Raw genomic sequence first — 18,072 nt, forward strand, 5'->3', positions numbered from 1 at the left:
GGAGCTCTAAGTTGCTTATTATTTAAGCGACTTAGGCAAGCAGATTCATTCTCTGCTGGCATTCTTGCGGAATCTCCGTTAGAATGCAGACCCGCCATTTCGTTGGCGGGTTTTGTGTTGTGGAAATTTCAGAGTACAAAAAAATAATCAAAGGCACAGCCTTTGTTGTTAAGACCACCGTCTGGTTGCAGGCAGATCAGACTAGCGTAGTGTAGAAAACATTACGTCATTTACAAGGAAAATATCGTGGCACGTTATATCGGACCAAAAGCAAAACTTTCCCGTCGCGAAGGCACGGACCTGTTCTTGAAGAGCGCACGTCGCTCCCTGGACTCTAAATGCAAACTGGACGCAAAACCAGGTCAACATGGTCGCACTTCTGGTGCTCGTACCTCTGACTACGGTAATCAATTGCGCGAAAAGCAAAAAGTTAAACGTATGTACGGCGTTTTGGAACGTCAGTTCCGCCGCTACTTCGCTGAAGCTGACCGTCAAAAAGGCAACACAGGCGAAACACTGTTGAAATTGCTGGAATCCCGTCTGGATAACGTTGCTTACCGTATGGGCTTCGGTTCCACACGCGCTGAAGCACGTCAGCTGGTCAGCCACAAAGCATTCACTGTCAACGGTATCGTTGTCAACATCGCTTCTTACCAGGTTAAAGCTGGTGACGTAGTTGCTGTTCGTGAAAAAGCGAAAAAACAAGTTCGTATCGCTGAAGCTCTGTCCCTGGCAGAACAATCCGGCATGCCTTCATGGGTAGCTGTTGATGCGAAAAAACTGGAAGGTACTTTCAAGTCCATGCCAGATCGTAGCGATATCGCTCACGATGTCAACGAATCCCTGATCGTTGAATTGTATTCTCGTTAATATTCAAGTTTCACCGCCTGCCTGTTTTACTACAGGCAGGCTTTTTTCTTTAATGCCGTCAGCCTTATCGGTGTAACGAACCGAGGGTATTGAAAAGGACATTCATGCAAAACAATCTGTTAAAACCACGTATTATTGATGTGGAAATGTTGGGTGCCGGTCACGCTAAAGTCGTGATGGAACCGTTTGAACGTGGCTATGGCCACACACTGGGCAACGCATTGCGTCGCGTATTGTTGTCCACTATGGTTGGTTATGCACCGACTGAAGTTGTGATCGCTGGTGTAGTTCATGAATACTCCTCCCTCGATGGCGTGCAAGAAGACGTCGTCGATATCCTGTTGAACTTGAAAGGTGTCGTCTTCAAGTTGCACAACCGTGATGAAGTCACGCTGACATTGAAAAAAGATGGCGAAGGCGCAGTATTGGCTTCCGACATCGATCTGCCGCATGACGTAGAACTGATTAACCCAGATCACGTTATCGCCAATCTGACAGCCGGTGGTAAGCTGGACATGCAGATCAAGGTAGAAAAAGGCCGTGGCTATGTGCCAGGTAACGTTCGCCGCTTGTCTGAAGATGCGAACAAAACCATCGGTCGTATGATTTTGGATGCGTCTTTCTCTCCAGTACGCCGTGTTTCTTACGCTGTAGAATCTGCCCGCGTTGAACAACGTACTGATCTGGATAAACTGGTTATCAATATTGAGACCAATGGCGTTATCTCTCCTGAAGAAGCAATTCGTCAATCTGCCCGCGTGCTGGTTGATCAATTGAATGTATTCGCTGCACTGGAAGGTACTGAAGCCGCTGCTGAAGCGCCATCCCGCGCACCTGCAGTTGATCCTGTCCTGTTGCGTCCAGTCGATGATCTGGAACTGACAGTACGTTCAGCCAACTGCCTGAAAGCAGAAAACATTTACTACATTGGTGATCTGATCCAGCGTAGCGAAAATGAACTGTTGAAGACACCAAATCTGGGTCGCAAGTCCTTGAACGAAATCAAGGAAGTTCTGGCTTCCCGTGGTTTGTCTCTGGGCATGAAACTGGAAAACTGGCCACCTGCTGGCCTGGAAAAATAATTTTGTCCCAACGGGTGGGCTGAGGCAGCCTGCCCGTTTTTTAACCGTAGTAAAAATAATTACCGGCCCGCGATAAGTTTGCTTATCGATAGAAGAGCTGGCATTTAAATCTGAAAGGAAATACCATGCGTCATCGTCACGGCTTACGTAAGCTGAATCGTACTTCTTCCCACCGTCTGGCAATGCTGCGCAACATGACAGTATCCCTGTTGCGTCACGAAGCCATCAAAACAACTTTGCCAAAAGCCAAAGAACTGCGCCGCGTTATCGAGCCGATTCTGACTTTGGGTAAAACAGACACACTGGCTAACAAGCGTCTGGCTTTCTCCCGTTTGCGCGATCGCGAAATGGTAGTCAAGCTGTTTGCTGAACTGGGCCCACGTTACGCAAATCGTAACGGCGGCTACCTGCGCATCCTGAAAATGGGTTTCCGCGTCGGCGACAATGCTCCTATGGCATACGTTGAACTGCTGGACCGTCCAGAAGGCGTAGATGCAGCTGATGCACCAGTTGCTGAGTAATTAGCACTTGGGCATCATGCCCAGACTGCTCAAAGCTTAAAGAAGCCGTTCAGTGTAAACTGAACGGCTTTTTGCTTATTGGCGCTTGATGGGCGCATGCTTTTGGCAGTGCCTGAGGCCAAGCACAGATATAAGCTTAATAACACGTCGAAGCAAGATACTTGCAGGCATTTATTTTGCGATATGCTGTAATGCACTTGCGGTACACCCGACCAAACATCATGCAGTTTTTATCAGGCGCATTGGCGCCGCCGAATATGGAATAGCGATGGATGATGACAATCTGATCCTGGTATTAACTAACCTGCCAGACCGTGACATTGCCAAAAAACTGGCCAGCCAGGTCATCGCCGAAAAATTGGCTGCCTGCGTGAACATTTCTGCTGATATATTGTCCATCTACAACTGGGATGGTGAACAACAGGCTGACACTGAAGTGCAATTGATGATCAAGACCCGGCAAGCTTGCTATGCCAGGCTGGAAGCGCTGATCATCGCCCAACATCCCTATGATCTACCCGAAATAATAGCCATCCCCCTGGTGGCCGGATTGCCGGCTTACCTGGACTGGGTGAGAAAAGAAACCGAAACGCCATGAATGCCTCAACGCCGCTGTTTTCTGCACATATGCCTGCCAAGCCACAAAACTTCCGGATAGCGCAGCTATGGCGCCTGTGTGCCCTGGTGTTTGCCTTGCTGTTCACATCCTTACTGACACCTTTCGCCAGCGCAGAAGACTTCCTCGATCCTGAAGTAGCATTCAAGGTATCTGCCAAAATGGCAGAGCCAGGTGTGGCCGAAGTGACTTTTACGATAGCTGACGGTTACTACCTGTATCGCGAACGTTTCAAGTTCAGCTCGGACGATGCCAAACTCGGCGATATCGTCATGCCAGCAGGCAAGGTCAAGTTTGATGAAACCTTCCAGAAAGAAGTCGAGACTTACCGCCATTCCCTGGCGGTACGCATACCGGTGCAAGCCGCGGCGGATTTCACGCTAAAGATAGGTCGCCAGGGTTGCGCCGATGGCGGCCTTTGTTATCCGCCGTTGGAGACGCCGGTTAAATTGCAAATTGCCGGTGCAGCATCCTCATCTGTATCGACACCTGCAGCGGTATCGGCTGCGTCAGCTGTGTCAAAAAGCGATTCTGAAATAGTTGCCAGCAAAGCTGCAAGTGACTCCTCAGAAGATGATAGCTCTGTCATCAGCAAGGCTCTCAAAGGTGGCAAGCTGCTGGTCATTTTGCCTCTGGCTTATATTTTCGGTCTTGGCCTGTCATTGACGCCATGCGTATGGCCCATGGTGCCTATACTTTCCTTCATCATTGTTGGCGAAGGTGTCAGCGTTACCCGTGCTCGCGGCTTTCTTCTTTCCCTTGCCTACGTGCTGGGTACCACGGTCTTATACACGGTATTTGGTGTCGCCGCGGCTCTCGCTGGTGAGAGTCTGGCTGCGGAATTGCAGAAACCTGCCGTGCTGGGCACCTTCTCACTGTTCATCGTGATTTTTGCGTTGTCCATGTTTAACGTCTATCAACTGCAGATGCCTGCGGCATTGCAGACGAAATTGACGACCCTGTCAGAGGGCCAGACAAAAAATCGCAGGATAGGCAAACTGTTCGGTGTATTTGTCATGGGCGTGATTTCAGCACTCATCATAGGACCTTGCGTTACCGGGCCGCTGGCTGGTGCTTTGGTGTATATCAGCCAGACCAGGGATATCACTGTGGGTGGGTCTGCCATGTTCATGTTGTCCCTGGGCATGGGGACGCCACTATTGTTACTGGGTGTCTCAGCCGGAAGCTTGTTGCCAAAAGCCGGTGCGTGGATGGAGAGCGTCAAGCGCTTCATTGGCGTATTGATGTTGGCCCTGGCTATCTGGATGGTCAGCCCTGTCATTCCCGTTGGTGTGCAGATGCTGGCCTGGGCAGCCCTGTTAATCGGCTTCGGCGTATATCAGTTCATTTTCCAGCGCAGTGGAGTCTTCAACAAGCTGGTCGCGGTGATTTGCTTGCTGATCGGTGCTGTGCAGTTGCTTGGCGTCGCCACAGGCGGCCGTGATGTGTTTTCACCAGTCGCGCATCTTTATGGCGGACCTGCAGAACACGTGAAATTCACCCGCATACGCAGCATTGCCGAACTTGATGCTGCCGTGGCGCAATCCAAGGGCAAGACGGTCATGCTGGATTTTTATGCAGACTGGTGTGTGTCGTGCAAAGAGATGGAAAAACTGACTTTCCCTGACGCCAAGGTCAAGGCCAGGCTCGACAATATGCTGCTGTTGCAAGCCGATGTCACGGCTAATAATGCCGATGATAAAGCCCTGCTGAAACGCTTTGGCCTGTTTGGTCCACCAGGCATTATTTTCTTTGATGCCCAAGGCAAAGAAATTTCAGGCCAGCGGGTTATTGGTTATCAGAATGCAGATAAATTCCTGCAATCGCTGAATCGTGCTGAAGGCAAATAAAGTATATTCAAAGAATATATAAGCATGCAACTAAACTGTCCTTGAGTAAGCAGGGTAGAGCGGCTATATTCGAGTTCTCGTTTCTTTTTGGAGAAAAAAATGACTTTGCGTTTAGGCGACATCGCCCCTGATTTCGAACAAGATTCTTCTATTGGCCCTTTGAAATTTCATGAATGGGCAGGTAATTCCTGGGTAGTCTTGTTCTCCCACCCTGCTGACTTTACACCGGTCTGCACGACAGAGCTGGGCCTGACTGCAAAACTCAAGCCAGAGTTTGACAAGCGCAATGTAAAAGCGATTGCCTTGTCAGTTGATGGCGCTGAATCTCATTTGCAATGGATCAAGGATATTGAAGACACGCAAAAGACTGTCGTCGGTTTTCCTATCGTTGCTGATGCTGACAAGAAAGTTGCAGCACTGTATGACATGATTCACCCTAATCAGTCTGAGACTGTCACGGTGCGTTCCTTGTTCATCATTGATCCTAATAAAAAAGTTCGCCTCATCATCACTTACCCGCTGACCACGGGCCGCAATTTTGATGAGGTCCTGCGTGTAATCGATGCCTTGCAATTAACGGATGGCTACACCGTAGCAACTCCAGGCAACTGGCGTGACGGTGATGACGTCATCATCCCACTGTCAGTCAAGGACGAAGATGTCATCAAGCAAAAATACCCTAAAGGCTATACCGCTGCCCGCCCTTATCTGCGCGTGACACCACAGCCAAACAAACCATGACTTGCGCAAAACCGCCCCAGCTGCGTTGCAGCTCCGGCACTTAGTAAATTCGGTACTTAAGTACTGTCTTCGTCGCTGACGGTATAGTCGGAATTTCAGGCAACATGTTGCCTGCCGATGCAACGAACCTCCCTTGCAAGGGAGGTTTCCTGAAAGCGATAGCCTTGCTGGGACAATTTTGCGCAACTCATGTAGTGCATCAGTAAAACAAAAGCCACGAGTCACTCGTGGCTTTTGTTTTTGAGATGCAGAATGAATTCAGCTTATCTCGATGGCACGATCATTTCAGCATAGTCATACAAAGCGCCTAAAATCTCTTCTGCCGCTTCGTCTGCTGTTTCTGACAAAGTATCTATCTCATTAAAATACATCTCTACAGTTCTGGCATTGCCGACGCCATCGAGCAAACGTGCTGCACGGTGTTCTTCCCAGCTTTCCTGCTCTTCCATGCTCAGGCTGTCATGGAAGTTGCGGGCGCGGTAGCGGAATAATAATTCAGCCAGGCGCGGGTCCTGGAAGCTGGTACTGGCCTTGGCGAGCTGCACGCCATTCATACGGCGTAAATCATTCAAGAGACGGCGGTCACCGGCACCGACAAAGCCACCGTACAAGTCTTCATCGACATCACTGGCGGCTGCCTCTGGGCGCGCATACACTTTTTCCCATATCGCCTTGGCAGCGTCAGGCAGGGAAGCAGCTTTTTCGGCGTGCTGCACTACCAGAGCCATATCTATCTTCCAGTGTTCAGCCATGGATGCTGACAAGGTCTTTAAATTGCCAATGACGATGGGTGATTTGTTGATATGTATGCTTTTCACAGGCAGGCGCTGTATGCCTTCAGGCAAGGCATCGCTCTTGCTGAACATGCGTAGCTGTATCGTTTCTGCATCCAGGCCCGCCAGCTCTGTAGGATCATGGGACAGGTCCCAGGCGATGACTTCATTCTTGTTCTTGGGGTGCATGGCCAGCGGCCACATAACGGCCAGGCAACCATGCTCGGTAGGGAACATGCCGGAAATATGCAGGAAAGGTTTGTCCAGCACGGGCATGCCTATTTCAGCGGCGGCCTTGTCTTTCTTGTGCAAGGCAAAGCAAAACTCGAACAGCTTGGGCTGGCGCTCGCGTATCAGACGGGCCAGGGCGATGGTGGCGCGTACATCTGACAGCGCATCATGCGCTGCTTCATGCGCAATGCCATTGGCCTTGGTCAGGTGTTCAAGGCGAAAGCTGGGCTTGCCTTCATCGTTCTTTGGCCAGTTGATACCCTCAGGGCGCAGGGCATAACAGGTGCGCACCATGTCCATGATGTCCCAGCGGCCACAATTGTTTTGCCATTCGCGCGCATACGGGTCGATGAGATTGCGCCAGAACATGAAACGGGTAATTTCATCATCAAAGCGTATGGTGTTATAGCCCACGCCTATGGTGCCAGTCTTGCCCAGTTCCTGTTCTATTTTTGCTGCAAATTCATGTTCAGGTATGCCGCGCTCAAGGCAGGTTTGTGGCGTGATATGGGTGATCAGGCAAGACTGGGGATCAGGCAAAAAATCATTGGCGGGCTGGCAGTACAGCATGACTGGTTTGCCTATCTCATTGAGCTCAGCGTCCGTGCGTATGGCGGCAAATTGCGCAGGCCTGTCGCGGCGGGCAACAGCGCCAAAGGTTTCATAGTCATGCCAGAGAAAGGTATGTTCTTGCATTGGTATTTAAATGTAATTGTATGTTCTGAACTTGAAAAAAATTTGCAGCTTACTCTATCCTGCGGCTGGCCTGGTCTTGCAAATAACGCTGGCTGCGGAAGTAAATCAGCAAAAGCACGACGATGACACCCATTGCACCCATGGTGTACCAAAAGCCGGACGCATGTTTGAGCAAGGGCATGACTTCAAAGTTCATGCCAAAAATACCTGTGATTAATGTCAGTGGCATGAACAGGGCAGTGATGACGGTCAGGGTGCGCATGATTTCACTGGTTCTATGGGCCATCGCTGCAAAGTGGATTTGCACTGCTGATTCCAGCGATGCTTCGAGGCGGCGTGCATGGTTCAGTACGCGGCTGATATGTTCCATCACATCATTGGTGCGCACCAGCAGCAAATCCTTGGCGCGGCTATTGCCATCATGGGTATCGACGATATGGTCGCGCAATTCCTGCATGGCATCGCGCTGTTCTTCACACAGGTTGTCAAGCTTGCGCAATTCTACGCGTGAATCCAGCAAGGCCAGCCAGTTATTGAAGGGGCGGCGCGGGTCCAGCAGGGCATGTTGCCAGCGGTCGAGTTGCTGGGTCAGTGGCTGGCGCAATTCCAGGTATTGATCCACCATGGCATTCAAAAGCCGCAACATCAGTTCTTCTGGAGATACTGGCAGGCGGCTGCCATGGGTGTTATTTTCTGCTCGCGATTTGTAGTCCAGCAGGCGCTGGCGTGCCAGTTCTACTGTGCGGCTTTGCGCAGGGCGCACCGTCACCAGTACATTTTGCATGAGCAAAAATGAGACAGGTGTAGTCGCCAGTTTATTCAATGCTGCGGGTATCTTGCGTTTCACGCCGTTCTTGTTGTCGCCATTCGCTTCTGTCAGTGTCAGCTTGCGAAATACCACCATTTCATATTTTTCAGTCGCATCGAAGTAGGATGGATGCGTGAGATTAGTTACATCCTTCAGATGCAATTCATAAATCTGTGTACCCGTAATCGCTTCAACCCGGTTGCGCCAGGCAATCGGGTCAGCCGCGACTTCTTCATGACTGGCATCGAGCCATAAAAAACCGCCAGTATTGACCAGGGCTTCAGGCTTGTCAGGATTTTGTAGTGTCTGCGTATCGTTAATGTGGAAGATGTCCATGCGTCTTTTGTCGTGAAAAAATAAGCCAGAGTCCACCCAGCGAAATCAGGCAGGTGGCCGTCAGCAATGCCTGCGCTGGCGTAGATAAAGCAAAGGAATAAAACCAACTGGCAGTAAACAAGTTCATTATCAGGATACACAGTATACGCACAGTCTCAGGCAGCAGATAAATACGACCTCTCTCCATCAACCCGCCTATGCACCACAGGCCCATGACCAGCCAGCTCACATAGATGGTGGCGTTCAGCGCACTGATGTTGTTATAGACCAGCAAAAAGTGAGTTGCTGCCTCCAGCAAGAGGATGAATTGGGCTATGCAATACCAGGTCGTTGCCTTGCTCATGGACGGGTCATAAGCTGGCCTGTGAATATCGAATGTTAAAGGTGCAGATTGTGCCATGAGGTCAGCAGGACGCCAGCCCGGAGGGCGTAACCAGATCTGCAATTTATCCCGCCACCGACGTGTATTCCATGCATCGCGCCAGACTTGCTCATACACTTCCAGATTAGCCCACAAAGGGTTCCAGCTACGCAAGGGCTTGCGCGTGCCATATACAATGGCGACGTGATCGCGCTCTTCGATAAAAGTGCCAAACAACCTGTCCCAGATCACGAGTATCCCGCCAAAATTCTTGTCCAGATACATGTCATTGACAGCATGATGCACGCGGTGATTCGATGGCGACACAAACACGCGGTCAAACCAGCCTAGCTTGCCTATCTGCTCGGTATGCACCCAGAACTGGTACAGCAAATCGATGAGGGCAACTGCAATAAATACATCGAGTGGAAAGCCTATCAGCGCCATCGGTAAATAAAAAATCCAGCCAAACAAAGGCCCGGTACTGGTTTGTCGCAATGCCGTACTCAGATTGTATTGCTCACTCTGGTGATGCACGACATGGGCTGCCCATAACAGATTGGTCTGGTGTCCCATTCTATGCAACCAGTAGTATAAAAAATCGTAGAGCAGCAGCGCGGCGATCCATACCCAGACACTGTCTGATGGCAGGCTGAACAGTGACAGATACTTGAGCACCAGCGCATACATGCCTATCGAAAACAACTTGGAAAATGCTCCTATGATCTGGCTCATGATACCGAGGCTCAGGCTATTGAGCGAATCATTCATGCGGTACAAATGACGCTGGCGTTTGCGCGCGACGATAAACTCAATAGCGATCAGGATGAAAAAAACCGGGCTGGCAAAGGTAATGATTTTTTCATGCATGATCCTGGCCTTATTCAGTAGGGGATGACGTGACCGAAGCTGCAATCAGCCACAGCGCCAGATAATAGCTGCTGAGGATGAGGAGAGGAGAATGCGTAATTGGTGTGTAGAAGCGGTTATAGGCCAGCAGGGTATCAGACAGCATGAAGCACAGGCCGCCAATCGATGCGAGGCGGCCAGACAGGCTGCGCAATTGCAAGCCGCGGCTGATGGCTTGCGCCGTCATGCAAAGCAACAGGCAGACATAGGCAACAACGGGAATCTGCAAAGCCGCTGGCAAACCCGGCCACAGTATCACCAGGTTGGCGATGCCAAGTGCAGCGATGCCAGCAAAAGCCAGAGGTTTTCCGGCAAAGCGGCTGTCGCTAATGAGTGCTCGCAAGAAGCAGACGTGCGCCAGTAAAAAACTCAGCAGACCACATAAAAAACCATGGCGAAATACTGTGCCAGGTAGCATCAGAAATATGTCGCCAATCAGCGAACAGATGATGCCTGCAAGGACAGCTTTTTTATAGATAGTACTGATGACAGGTTGACTGCGCCATGCAAAAAAGAAGACGGCGAGTGTTGTCAGCGGCTTGAAAATATAGTGCAGATATTGCGCACTGCCTACCTCTTTCCCCCATTCAGCACCGGCAATTGCCAGCGCAGCAAAAATGAAAATGAAGACAGCACGCAACATCGCAGGCATGGCAATCAGCCAGTGTGTTTCAGCAGGCGCGCAACATCACGGGCAAAATACGTCAGGATGCCATCGGCACCGGCACGCTTGAACGCCAGCATGGATTCCATCATGGTTTTGTTGTGATCAAGCCAGCCATTTTGTGCTGCCGCCTTGATCATCGCGTACTCGCCACTGACCTGATAGGCAAAGGTCGGCACCTTGAATTCATCCTTGACCCTGCGTACGATATCCAGATAAGGCATGCCAGGTTTGACCATGACCATGTCGGCACCTTCGGCGAGATCCAGTGCCACTTCGCGCAGCGCTTCATCGCTATTCGCCGGGTCCATCTGGTAACTGGCTTTGTCGCTTTTGCCCAGGTTGGCGGCAGAGCCCACGGCTTCACGGAAAGGGCCGTAAAAGGCCGACGCATATTTGGCTGAGTAAGCCATGATGCGGGTGTGGATGAAATTATTCGCTTCGAGTGCATGACGGATTGCACCTATGCGGCCATCCATCATATCGCTGGGAGCAACGATATCGACACCGGCCTCCGCCTGTACTAGTGCCTGGCGTACCAGCATGGCCGTGGTCTCATCATTGAGGACATAACCGTCAGCATTCAACAAACCATCTTGGCCGTGGCTGGTGTAAGGGTCCAGCGCCACGTCGGTCAATATGCCGAGTTCCGGGAAGCGGCTTTTCAGTTCGCGTACGGCACGGGGTATCAGGCCCTTGGGATTGGTGGCTTCTATGCCATCCGGTGTTTTCAGATGCGGGTTGATGGCAGGGAATAGCGCCAGCACCGGTATGCCCAGGGCGACGCAATCTTCTGCTACACCCATCAGCAAATCTATCGTTACTCTTTCCACGCCAGGCATGGATGAAACTTTTTCACTTTGATTGACGCCGTCGATAACAAAAACCGGGTAAATCAAATCAGATGCAGTCACCGCGTTTTCGCGCATCAGTGCGCGGGAAAATGCATCTTTACGCATGCGGCGCATACGGATGGCAGGGAAAAGTGCAGAAGGGTGAGATAGCTTAGTGGATGGCATGGTCAAGTGACAATCAAATGAAAAGAATTTTTTGCAGGTTAATGAAACTTTTTTTAAGTGGCAACATCTTAATGCATAGGTTGGATCAACTCCATGCCTACCGCTTCTCCTCCCTGAGCGGGCACCGTGCGTCCCTATTCGTAACGGTGTTATTACCCCGGCAAAAAGACTAACTTTGCCGGGGTTTTTTTATTCTGCGTCAGCCGGCTTGTTGGCGCCTGCATCGGCTTCATCCGCCGCATTAATGGTATCAGCGCTATCAACAGTATCAACAGCATCAAGGGTATCAACGATGGGATCACGGTCCAGTCCCACCAGACGTTGCACGGCTGCATCGGCTTCTTCTATACCTATGCGTTTCAGGGCAGAAAATAATTGCAGGCTGAAAGGGAAGAGCGGGCCTTCATCATCTACGTAACTGTCGAGTACCGCCTTGGCTTTGCGCAAGGCATCAGTACATTCGCTGCGGTTAAGTTTATCTGCCTTGGTCAAAATGCAATGGATGGGACGGCCAGTCGGCGCAAACCATTCCAGCATCTGGATATCCAAATCGGTAAACGGGCGACGGGCATCCATGATCAACACGAGGGCTGCCAGTTGCGTGCGTCTTTGTACATAGGCACCGAGCAACTGGTTCCAGTGTTGCTTGGCGGCACCTGGTACCTCGGCATAGCCATAGCCCGGCAAATCCACCAGCAAGGCGCGGATTTCATCGACCCTGGTTTCATCCTTGCGGTGCTGCCCAACATGGGCGCCACCTATGGAAAAATAATTAATATGTTGAGTGCGTCCCGGTGTTTTTGAGGCAAAACAGAGTTTTTTCTGATTGCACAGGGTATTGATAGCGGTCGATTTGCCAGCGTTGGAACGGCCAGCGAAAGCGATTTCGGGCACGTGGGTGCGCGGGAGATCGCGCAGATGATTCACCGTAGTGAAGAAGCGGGCTTGCCAGAGGATAGACATAGAGGAAAGGAATAATGGAAAAATGCAACATAAGGCAGTAAAAACGCCCGAAAGCTATTGTACAATAAGGGGTTAGGTCTTGGGCAGCGATTAAAACCATGTCCACATGCCAGTTTTGTACGTATTTCGTTGCAAAAAAGAGCCTTTTTACGTATCAACTCGCTGCAATATGTCGCCAATAGGGCAGATTTCTATTATTTAGTCTCAGGGTGTTTGAATGAACCGTGCTTTCTTATCGTTGTCTAAGTCCATCAGCGTCGCAGTCCTGGCGGTATCGTCTTTTGCCTCTTCGGTCCATGCTAATGAAGTAGCCAAGCCAGCCAAGGCCGACCCAGTCAAAGGCGAAGCACTGTATACCAATGGCGATGCAGCCCGCGGCATTACTGCCTGCGTATCCTGCCATGGCGCAGCCGGTAATTCCACCATTGCTGCCAATCCTAAACTGTCTGCCCAGCATGAGGCTTATCTGGTCAAGCAATTGACAGATTTTACTGGTGATACACGCAAAAATGCCATCATGACCACCTTTGCCAAGGCCATGACAGCAGATGACATGAAAAACGTTGCTGCTTACCTGGCTACGCAAAAATCCAAACCAGGCACTGCAAAAAATAAAGACATCGTTGAACTGGGCAAGCAAATCTATCGCGGCGGTATTGCAGAGAAAAATGTTCCGGCCTGCGCTGGCTGTCATAGCCCGAATGGTGCTGGTATTCCTGCACAATTCCCACGCATTGCAGGTCAACATCAGGACTACACGATTGCCCAACTGACAGGTTTCCAGAACGGTTCCCGCAAGGATGGCGCAAAAATCACCGGTGCCCGCCAAAATAGTGCGCAGATGATGACGATAGCCAAGAAAATGTCTGAAGACGAAATTAAAGCTGTTGCAGACTACGTCGCTGGTCTGAAGTAAACCATCAAGTAAAGTATTTGAGGAGGGGGTGGCAATAGCCATCCCCTTTTTTCATGATGGATGCCCGTGTAATAGCTATTCACCTGTATTGAGCCAGATTTTAATGAAGCGTGTACTATTCGTTGCGCCCGGATATTGATATAAAACACTTCCTGGCAAGGATGTTTCTTTTAACATCTGCAGCAATCATTTTGCGCAAGCATCATCTGTCATATCCCAAGTAATAAGCAGAGAGTATGGAAAACAAGATAGAAGGCGATCAGCCTGCAGATACTGGCGGCATACAGCTGCAAACCCGGCGCGCCTGGCTGGCAGACGCAGTGGAGTTGCTGTCTTCCATGCGTTTTGCCATCAGCTTGTTGACACTGATCGCGATTGCCTCAGTGATAGGCACAGTGCTCAAGCAAAATGAGCCCATGCCTAATTATGTGAATCAGTTTGGCCCGTTCTGGTTTGAGATTTACAGCAAACTCGGCCTGTATGCGGTGTATTCAGCCTGGTGGTTCTTGCTCATCATGACTTTCCTGGTTATCTCGACTTCATTGTGCGTGATACGCAATGCACCCAAGATGATCAAGGACATGCGCAGCTGGCGTGATAATGTGCGTGAACAATCCTTGCGTAATTTCCATCATCGTTCTGAGTGGCAAAGCAGCAATGGCCGGGGTAAAGTGACTGAGCAGATACTGGCCCATCTTGCTCGTGTCGGTTACCGTTTCAAGCTGGTTGAAAAAGAAGGCGCAACCCTGATTGCCGCCAAACAGGGTGCAGCAAATAAATGGGGTTATATCTTTGCGCACAGTGCGATCGTCATCATCTGCATAGGTGGTTTGCTGGATTCTGAATTACCTATCCGTTTCCAGCAATGGTTCATGGGCAAGGTGCCGTTTGAAGGAAGTGGCATTATTGCCAAAATACCTGAACAGCACCGTTTGTCTCTGTCCAATCCTACCTTCCGTGGCAATACCATGATTCCTGAAGGGGCCAGCAGCAGTACGGCCATCTTGCCGCAGGCAAGCGGTGTGCTGGTGCAGGACTTGCCTTTCACCATCAAGCTGAAAAAATTTACGATCGACTTTTATTCCACCGGTATGCCCAAGCTGTTTGCCAGCGATGTGGAAGTCACCGACCATGACACTGGCAAATCCTTCTCGTCTGTCATCAAGGTCAATGAGCCATTGATTTATAAAGGCATTGCAATCTATCAGTCAAGCTTTGAAGATGGCGGCAGCCGCCTGCAGGTCAAGGCTTACCCCATGCTCGGGCCAGATGCCAGCACGCTTGCCATGACAGGTGAAGTGGGTGGCAGCACGGACTTGAAGCCAGGTACCGGTAATGACTTTACGATAGAGTGGTCAGGTTTTCGCCCATTCAATGTCGAGAACATGGCACGTAATGGCAGTGACGTCAGGGCGGTGAATCCCAACCAGACCTTGAATGAAAAATTCACGGCTGACCTGGACAAGCACCTGGGCTCTGCCGCCAAGAATGCCAATAATAAAGATTTCAAGAATGTCGGCCCCAGCCTGCAATATAAATTGCGGGATAAAACTGGCCAGGCCAGGGAGTTTCATAACTACATGCAGCCCGTTGAGATCAATGGTGACTACATGATTTTGGCTGGCACGCGCGATTCGCCAGGCGATGCCTTCCGCTATCTGCGTATTCCTGCCGATGATGAGGACAGTATAAAGGACTGGATGCGTTTGCGTGCAGCAGTACAAAATCCTGAAATGCGTGCCCAGGCTGTAACGCGCTTCGCCGAGAGTGCATTAAAAAGAAATCAATCCAGTGGTGCGCAAAAATCTGATTTGTGGGCAACTTCTGCGAAGATCAGTCTGGAGGCTTTCGCCGGAGATGATAAATTATCCGGCCTGAATGCTATTTCCAAATTGCTGGAAAAAGTCCCGCAGGCAGAACAAGAGAAGGTCGCCGAAGGCTTTATCAAGGTATTGAACGGCACGATGTGGGAGTTGTGGATGGTGGCTCGCGAAAAAGAGGGTTTGCCCACTTTTGAGCTGGATGAAAAACATGCCCGCTTTTTGCAACTGGCGATAGGTGCACTGTCTGACGCCACTTTCTACGGTGCGCCTGTGTATCTGCAACTCACCGGTTTTGATGAGGTCAAGGCATCGGTATTGCAGGTCACGCGTTCACCGGGCAAGAATGTGGTGTATCTTGGTTCCCTGTTTCTGGTCATAGGCGTGTTTTCCATGTTCTATATCCGTGAGCGCCGCCTGTGGGTATGGATCAAGGATAATGACAAGGGTGCACATGCACTGATGGCGCTGAGTTCCCAGCGCAAGACACTGGATTTTGAAAAAGAATTTGAGCAATTGAAATTGCATTTGCAGCAACTGAGTACGCAAGCCGGGCTGGAGAGTCAGGCAGCGCCTGCAGATGCACCACGAAATGCAGAGTAATCGACTACACTATGAAGCAGTTGGCCTGATGGCCCGAGCATCTGGGGAAATATGATGGAAATTACGCAGAATTACACGCCCTATCAGGGCTTCTTTAAGCGCCTGTCTATTGCTGACTGGCTGTATGCTGTGGCCTTGTGCATGGCATCCTTGTTTGCTCTGAGCCGTTTTGGTGCCTACATGGATATTTATGAAAAAGGCATAGTCGTCCTCGCTGCGCCGACTTTTGCATGGCTGGGCTGGCACTGGAAACCGATACGTATGTTGCTGGTGATACTGACAGTATTGAGCCTGCTGACGATACAGATGTACGGCGGTTCGCTGGATATGGCGAACAAGAAATTTTTCCTTAAATACCTGTTATCCAGTCAGTCGGCGATTCTGTGGATGAGTACCCTGTTTGTACTTTCCACCCTGTTTTACTGGGGCGGCCTGATTGCTCGTTCTGATTTTGGTGCTTCAGTCGGTTCGGTTCTGTGCTGGTCTGCGGTTGTCATGGGTTTTACCGGTATGCTGGTGCGTTGGTATGAGTCTTATCTGATCGGTGCGGATGTAGGTCATATCCCGGTATCAAACCTGTATGAAGTGTTCATTCTGTTTGCCATGATTACGGCATTGTTCTATTTGTACTACGAACAGCAATACCGTACCCGCCAGCTGGGCCCTTTCGTGATGTTGGTGATTACCGCCGCAGTTGGCTTTTTGCTGTGGTATATGTTCAGCCGCGAAGCTGCAGAGATTCAACCCTTGTTGCCAGCTTTGCAAAGCTGGTGGATGAAGATACATGTGCCAGCCAATTTTATCGGTTACGGTACATTCTCGCTGGCTGCGATGGTATCGATCGCCTACTTGCTCAAGTCCAAAGGCTATCTGGTTGATCGCTTGCCGGCGCTGGAAGTACTGGATGATGTCATGTACAAGGCGATTGCCGTCGGTTTTGCCTTCTTTACGATTGCGACTATCCTTGGTGCACTGTGGGCTGCCGATGCCTGGGGTGGCTACTGGTCATGGGACCCTAAAGAAACCTGGGCGCTGATCGTCTGGCTCAACTATGCCGCCTGGCTGCATATGCGCCTCATGAAAGGTCTGCGCGGGCAGGTCGCGGCCTGGTGGGCGCTGGTAGGTTTATTGGTGACTACCTTCGCTTTCCTGGGCGTGAACATGTTCTTGTCTGGCCTGCATTCTTACGGCAAGCTATAAATATATCTCTTCAATTTGTAAGGATCAGCAGGAAACTCCGACTCATGAGAAACTAGGGCGTAATAGCGATGTCAAATTGCTGTTGCGCCATACTCAACCACGGAGTCCACCATGCTGATCAAACGTAGCCCTAATGGCATAGACTTGCCTTTCTCTTCTGAAATCACACCGCGCGCCGTGTTTGACGCGCGTCGTGATTTTATCCGCAAGATGGCACTGGGTTCCATCGCAGGCACCGCCCTGTTTGAAATGGCCAACCGCGCCGCTTTTGCCCAGAACCCTGGTGCGCAAAAACTGGCTGCAAATCCGAATTCTGCCTATGCGCTGATGGAAAAGCATACCGCCTATAAGGACGCAACGACCTACAATAATTTCTATGAGTTCGGGACCGACAAGGCCGATCCGGCAGTGACTGCTCACACACTCAAGCCACGCCCCTGGTCTGTCAGCATAGAAGGTGAAGTTAAAAAGCCGATGACGCTGGACCTCGACAGCCTCATGAAACTGGCACCTATGGAAGAACGCATTTATCGCCTGCGCTGTGTTGAGGGCTGGTCCATGGTGATACCCTGGGCAGGTTATTCACTGTCCAACCTCATCAAAAAAGTTGAACCTACGGGTAATGCCAAATATATAGAATTCGTCACACTTGATGACAAGAAGCAAATGCCAGGCTTGCGCAGCCCCGTGTTGCAATGGCCTTATGTAGAAGGTCTGCGCATGGACGAGGCAAATCATCCGCTGGCCTTGTTGACCTTTGGCATGTATGGCGAAGTCTTGCCTAATCAAAATGGTGCGCCGGTGCGTATGGTCTTGCCGTGGAAGTATGGCTTTAAATCTGCCAAGTCCATCGTCAAAATACGCTTCGTCAAGGAGCAGCCACGTACCGCCTGGAACCTGGCGGCAGCCAATGAATATGGGTTTTATTCAAACGTGAACCCTGAGGTTGATCACCCGCGCTGGTCGCAGGCGACTGAGCGGCGCATTGGTGAAGATGGTCTGTTTGCCCGCAAGCGCAAGACCCTGATGTTCAATGGCTATAGCGAAGTGGCGTCGCTGTATTCAGGCATGGACTTGAAAAAGTTTTTCTAGG

General features: G+C 50.6%; 16 protein-coding genes. 10 read left to right on the forward strand and 6 right to left on the reverse strand.

What is annotated here, in order from left to right:
* Positions 1-246: 246 nt before the first annotated feature.
* From rpsD to ACO0LN_RS18350, 6 genes are all read left to right on the forward strand, one after another.
* Complete coding sequence (rpsD, locus tag ACO0LN_RS18325; protein WP_110255933.1) at positions 247-870, forward strand: 30S ribosomal protein S4; 624 nt, start codon at positions 247-249, stop codon at positions 868-870.
* Between the two features lie 104 nt (positions 871-974).
* Positions 975-1,952, forward strand: coding sequence for a DNA-directed RNA polymerase subunit alpha (locus tag ACO0LN_RS18330; RefSeq protein ID WP_110255934.1), 978 nt, complete (start codon positions 975-977; stop codon positions 1,950-1,952).
* A 125-nt stretch (positions 1,953-2,077) separates the two neighbouring features.
* Complete coding sequence (gene rplQ, locus ACO0LN_RS18335) at positions 2,078-2,473, forward strand: 50S ribosomal protein L17 (protein ID WP_110255935.1); 396 nt, start codon at positions 2,078-2,080, stop codon at positions 2,471-2,473.
* Positions 2,474-2,741: 268 nt separating this feature from the next.
* Positions 2,742-3,071: a divalent-cation tolerance protein CutA gene (gene cutA, locus ACO0LN_RS18340; protein WP_422976196.1), complete on the forward strand. Its 330-nt coding sequence runs from the start codon at positions 2,742-2,744 to the stop codon at positions 3,069-3,071.
* On the forward strand, positions 3,068-4,939 hold the full coding sequence (gene dsbD / locus ACO0LN_RS18345; RefSeq protein WP_422976198.1) for a protein-disulfide reductase DsbD: 1,872 nt from the start codon (positions 3,068-3,070) through the stop codon (positions 4,937-4,939). The genes cutA and dsbD overlap by 4 nt, the downstream gene beginning before the upstream one ends.
* A gap of 99 nt (positions 4,940-5,038) precedes the next feature.
* The gene (locus tag ACO0LN_RS18350) at positions 5,039-5,680 is read left to right on the forward strand and encodes a peroxiredoxin (protein WP_422976200.1); all 642 of its coding nucleotides are present in this window, start codon (positions 5,039-5,041) and stop codon (positions 5,678-5,680) included.
* 263 nt (positions 5,681-5,943) lie between these two features.
* On the opposite strand, the gene sbcB is transcribed toward ACO0LN_RS18350, so the two are convergent.
* The 6 genes from sbcB to yihA form a co-directional block, all read right to left on the reverse strand.
* The gene (sbcB, locus tag ACO0LN_RS18355) at positions 5,944-7,380 is read right to left on the reverse strand and encodes an exodeoxyribonuclease I (RefSeq protein WP_422976202.1); all 1,437 of its coding nucleotides are present in this window, start codon (positions 7,378-7,380) and stop codon (positions 5,944-5,946) included.
* A 49-nt stretch (positions 7,381-7,429) separates the two neighbouring features.
* Positions 7,430-8,524: a magnesium transporter CorA family protein gene (locus tag ACO0LN_RS18360; protein WP_422976204.1), complete on the reverse strand. Its 1,095-nt coding sequence runs from the start codon at positions 8,522-8,524 to the stop codon at positions 7,430-7,432.
* Positions 8,505-9,755: a sterol desaturase family protein gene (locus ACO0LN_RS18365; protein ID WP_422976206.1), complete on the reverse strand. Its 1,251-nt coding sequence runs from the start codon at positions 9,753-9,755 to the stop codon at positions 8,505-8,507. Before ACO0LN_RS18365 ends, ACO0LN_RS18360 begins: the two co-directional genes overlap by 20 nt.
* A gap of 10 nt (positions 9,756-9,765) precedes the next feature.
* Positions 9,766-10,446, reverse strand: coding sequence for a lysoplasmalogenase (locus tag ACO0LN_RS18370; protein ID WP_422976208.1), 681 nt, complete (start codon positions 10,444-10,446; stop codon positions 9,766-9,768).
* Positions 10,447-10,451: 5 nt separating this feature from the next.
* Entirely contained in the window at positions 10,452-11,477 is a 1,026-nt protein-coding gene (gene hemB, locus ACO0LN_RS18375) for a porphobilinogen synthase (RefSeq protein WP_422976210.1), read from the reverse strand.
* A 189-nt stretch (positions 11,478-11,666) separates the two neighbouring features.
* Positions 11,667-12,440: a ribosome biogenesis GTP-binding protein YihA/YsxC gene (gene yihA, locus ACO0LN_RS18380; protein WP_422976212.1), complete on the reverse strand. Its 774-nt coding sequence runs from the start codon at positions 12,438-12,440 to the stop codon at positions 11,667-11,669.
* 217 nt (positions 12,441-12,657) lie between these two features.
* Here yihA and ACO0LN_RS18385 point away from each other — a divergent pair, with 217 nt between their 5' ends.
* The 4 genes from ACO0LN_RS18385 to msrP all read left to right on the forward strand — a co-directional run bounded on the left by ACO0LN_RS18385 (position 12,658) and on the right by msrP (position 18,071).
* Positions 12,658-13,356 carry a c-type cytochrome gene (locus ACO0LN_RS18385; RefSeq protein ID WP_162039573.1) on the forward strand — a complete coding sequence of 233 codons (699 nt, stop codon included), beginning with the start codon at positions 12,658-12,660 and terminating at the stop codon, positions 13,354-13,356.
* A 236-nt stretch (positions 13,357-13,592) separates the two neighbouring features.
* Complete coding sequence (locus ACO0LN_RS18390; protein WP_422976215.1) at positions 13,593-15,779, forward strand: cytochrome c biogenesis protein ResB; 2,187 nt, start codon at positions 13,593-13,595, stop codon at positions 15,777-15,779.
* A 51-nt stretch (positions 15,780-15,830) separates the two neighbouring features.
* Positions 15,831-16,979 carry a c-type cytochrome biogenesis protein CcsB gene (gene ccsB, locus ACO0LN_RS18395; protein WP_422976217.1) on the forward strand — a complete coding sequence of 383 codons (1,149 nt, stop codon included), beginning with the start codon at positions 15,831-15,833 and terminating at the stop codon, positions 16,977-16,979.
* A gap of 111 nt (positions 16,980-17,090) precedes the next feature.
* The gene (msrP, locus tag ACO0LN_RS18400) at positions 17,091-18,071 is read left to right on the forward strand and encodes a protein-methionine-sulfoxide reductase catalytic subunit MsrP (RefSeq protein WP_422976219.1); all 981 of its coding nucleotides are present in this window, start codon (positions 17,091-17,093) and stop codon (positions 18,069-18,071) included.
* Position 18,072: the final 1 nt, after the last annotated feature.

The sequence above is a fragment of the Undibacterium sp. TC9W genome (assembly GCF_049339865.1).
Taxonomy (GTDB): domain Bacteria; phylum Pseudomonadota; class Gammaproteobacteria; order Burkholderiales; family Burkholderiaceae_D; genus Undibacterium.

What these genes read in the sequence shown, in the direction of transcription:
- hemB (WP_422976210.1), bottom strand. Translation starts at nt 11,477, where the DNA reads ATGCCATCCACTAAGCTATCTCACCCTTCTGCACTTTTCCCTGCCATC.
- ccsB (WP_422976217.1), top strand. Translation starts at nt 15,831, where the DNA reads ATGATGGAAATTACGCAGAATTACACGCCCTATCAGGGCTTCTTTAAG.
- ACO0LN_RS18350 (WP_422976200.1), top strand. Translation starts at nt 5,039, where the DNA reads ATGACTTTGCGTTTAGGCGACATCGCCCCTGATTTCGAACAAGATTCT.
- ACO0LN_RS18390 (WP_422976215.1), top strand. Translation starts at nt 13,593, where the DNA reads ATGGAAAACAAGATAGAAGGCGATCAGCCTGCAGATACTGGCGGCATA.
- cutA (WP_422976196.1), top strand. Translation starts at nt 2,742, where the DNA reads ATGGATGATGACAATCTGATCCTGGTATTAACTAACCTGCCAGACCGT.
- yihA (WP_422976212.1), bottom strand. Translation starts at nt 12,440, where the DNA reads ATGTCTATCCTCTGGCAAGCCCGCTTCTTCACTACGGTGAATCATCTG.
- msrP (WP_422976219.1), top strand. Translation starts at nt 17,091, where the DNA reads ATGCTGATCAAACGTAGCCCTAATGGCATAGACTTGCCTTTCTCTTCT.
- ACO0LN_RS18385 (WP_162039573.1), top strand. Translation starts at nt 12,658, where the DNA reads ATGAACCGTGCTTTCTTATCGTTGTCTAAGTCCATCAGCGTCGCAGTC.
- ACO0LN_RS18360 (WP_422976204.1), bottom strand. Translation starts at nt 8,524, where the DNA reads ATGGACATCTTCCACATTAACGATACGCAGACACTACAAAATCCTGAC.
- sbcB (WP_422976202.1), bottom strand. Translation starts at nt 7,380, where the DNA reads ATGCAAGAACATACCTTTCTCTGGCATGACTATGAAACCTTTGGCGCT.
- dsbD (WP_422976198.1), top strand. Translation starts at nt 3,068, where the DNA reads ATGAATGCCTCAACGCCGCTGTTTTCTGCACATATGCCTGCCAAGCCA.
- ACO0LN_RS18370 (WP_422976208.1), bottom strand. Translation starts at nt 10,446, where the DNA reads ATGCCTGCGATGTTGCGTGCTGTCTTCATTTTCATTTTTGCTGCGCTG.
- rplQ (WP_110255935.1), top strand. Translation starts at nt 2,078, where the DNA reads ATGCGTCATCGTCACGGCTTACGTAAGCTGAATCGTACTTCTTCCCAC.
- ACO0LN_RS18365 (WP_422976206.1), bottom strand. Translation starts at nt 9,755, where the DNA reads ATGCATGAAAAAATCATTACCTTTGCCAGCCCGGTTTTTTTCATCCTG.
- ACO0LN_RS18330 (WP_110255934.1), top strand. Translation starts at nt 975, where the DNA reads ATGCAAAACAATCTGTTAAAACCACGTATTATTGATGTGGAAATGTTG.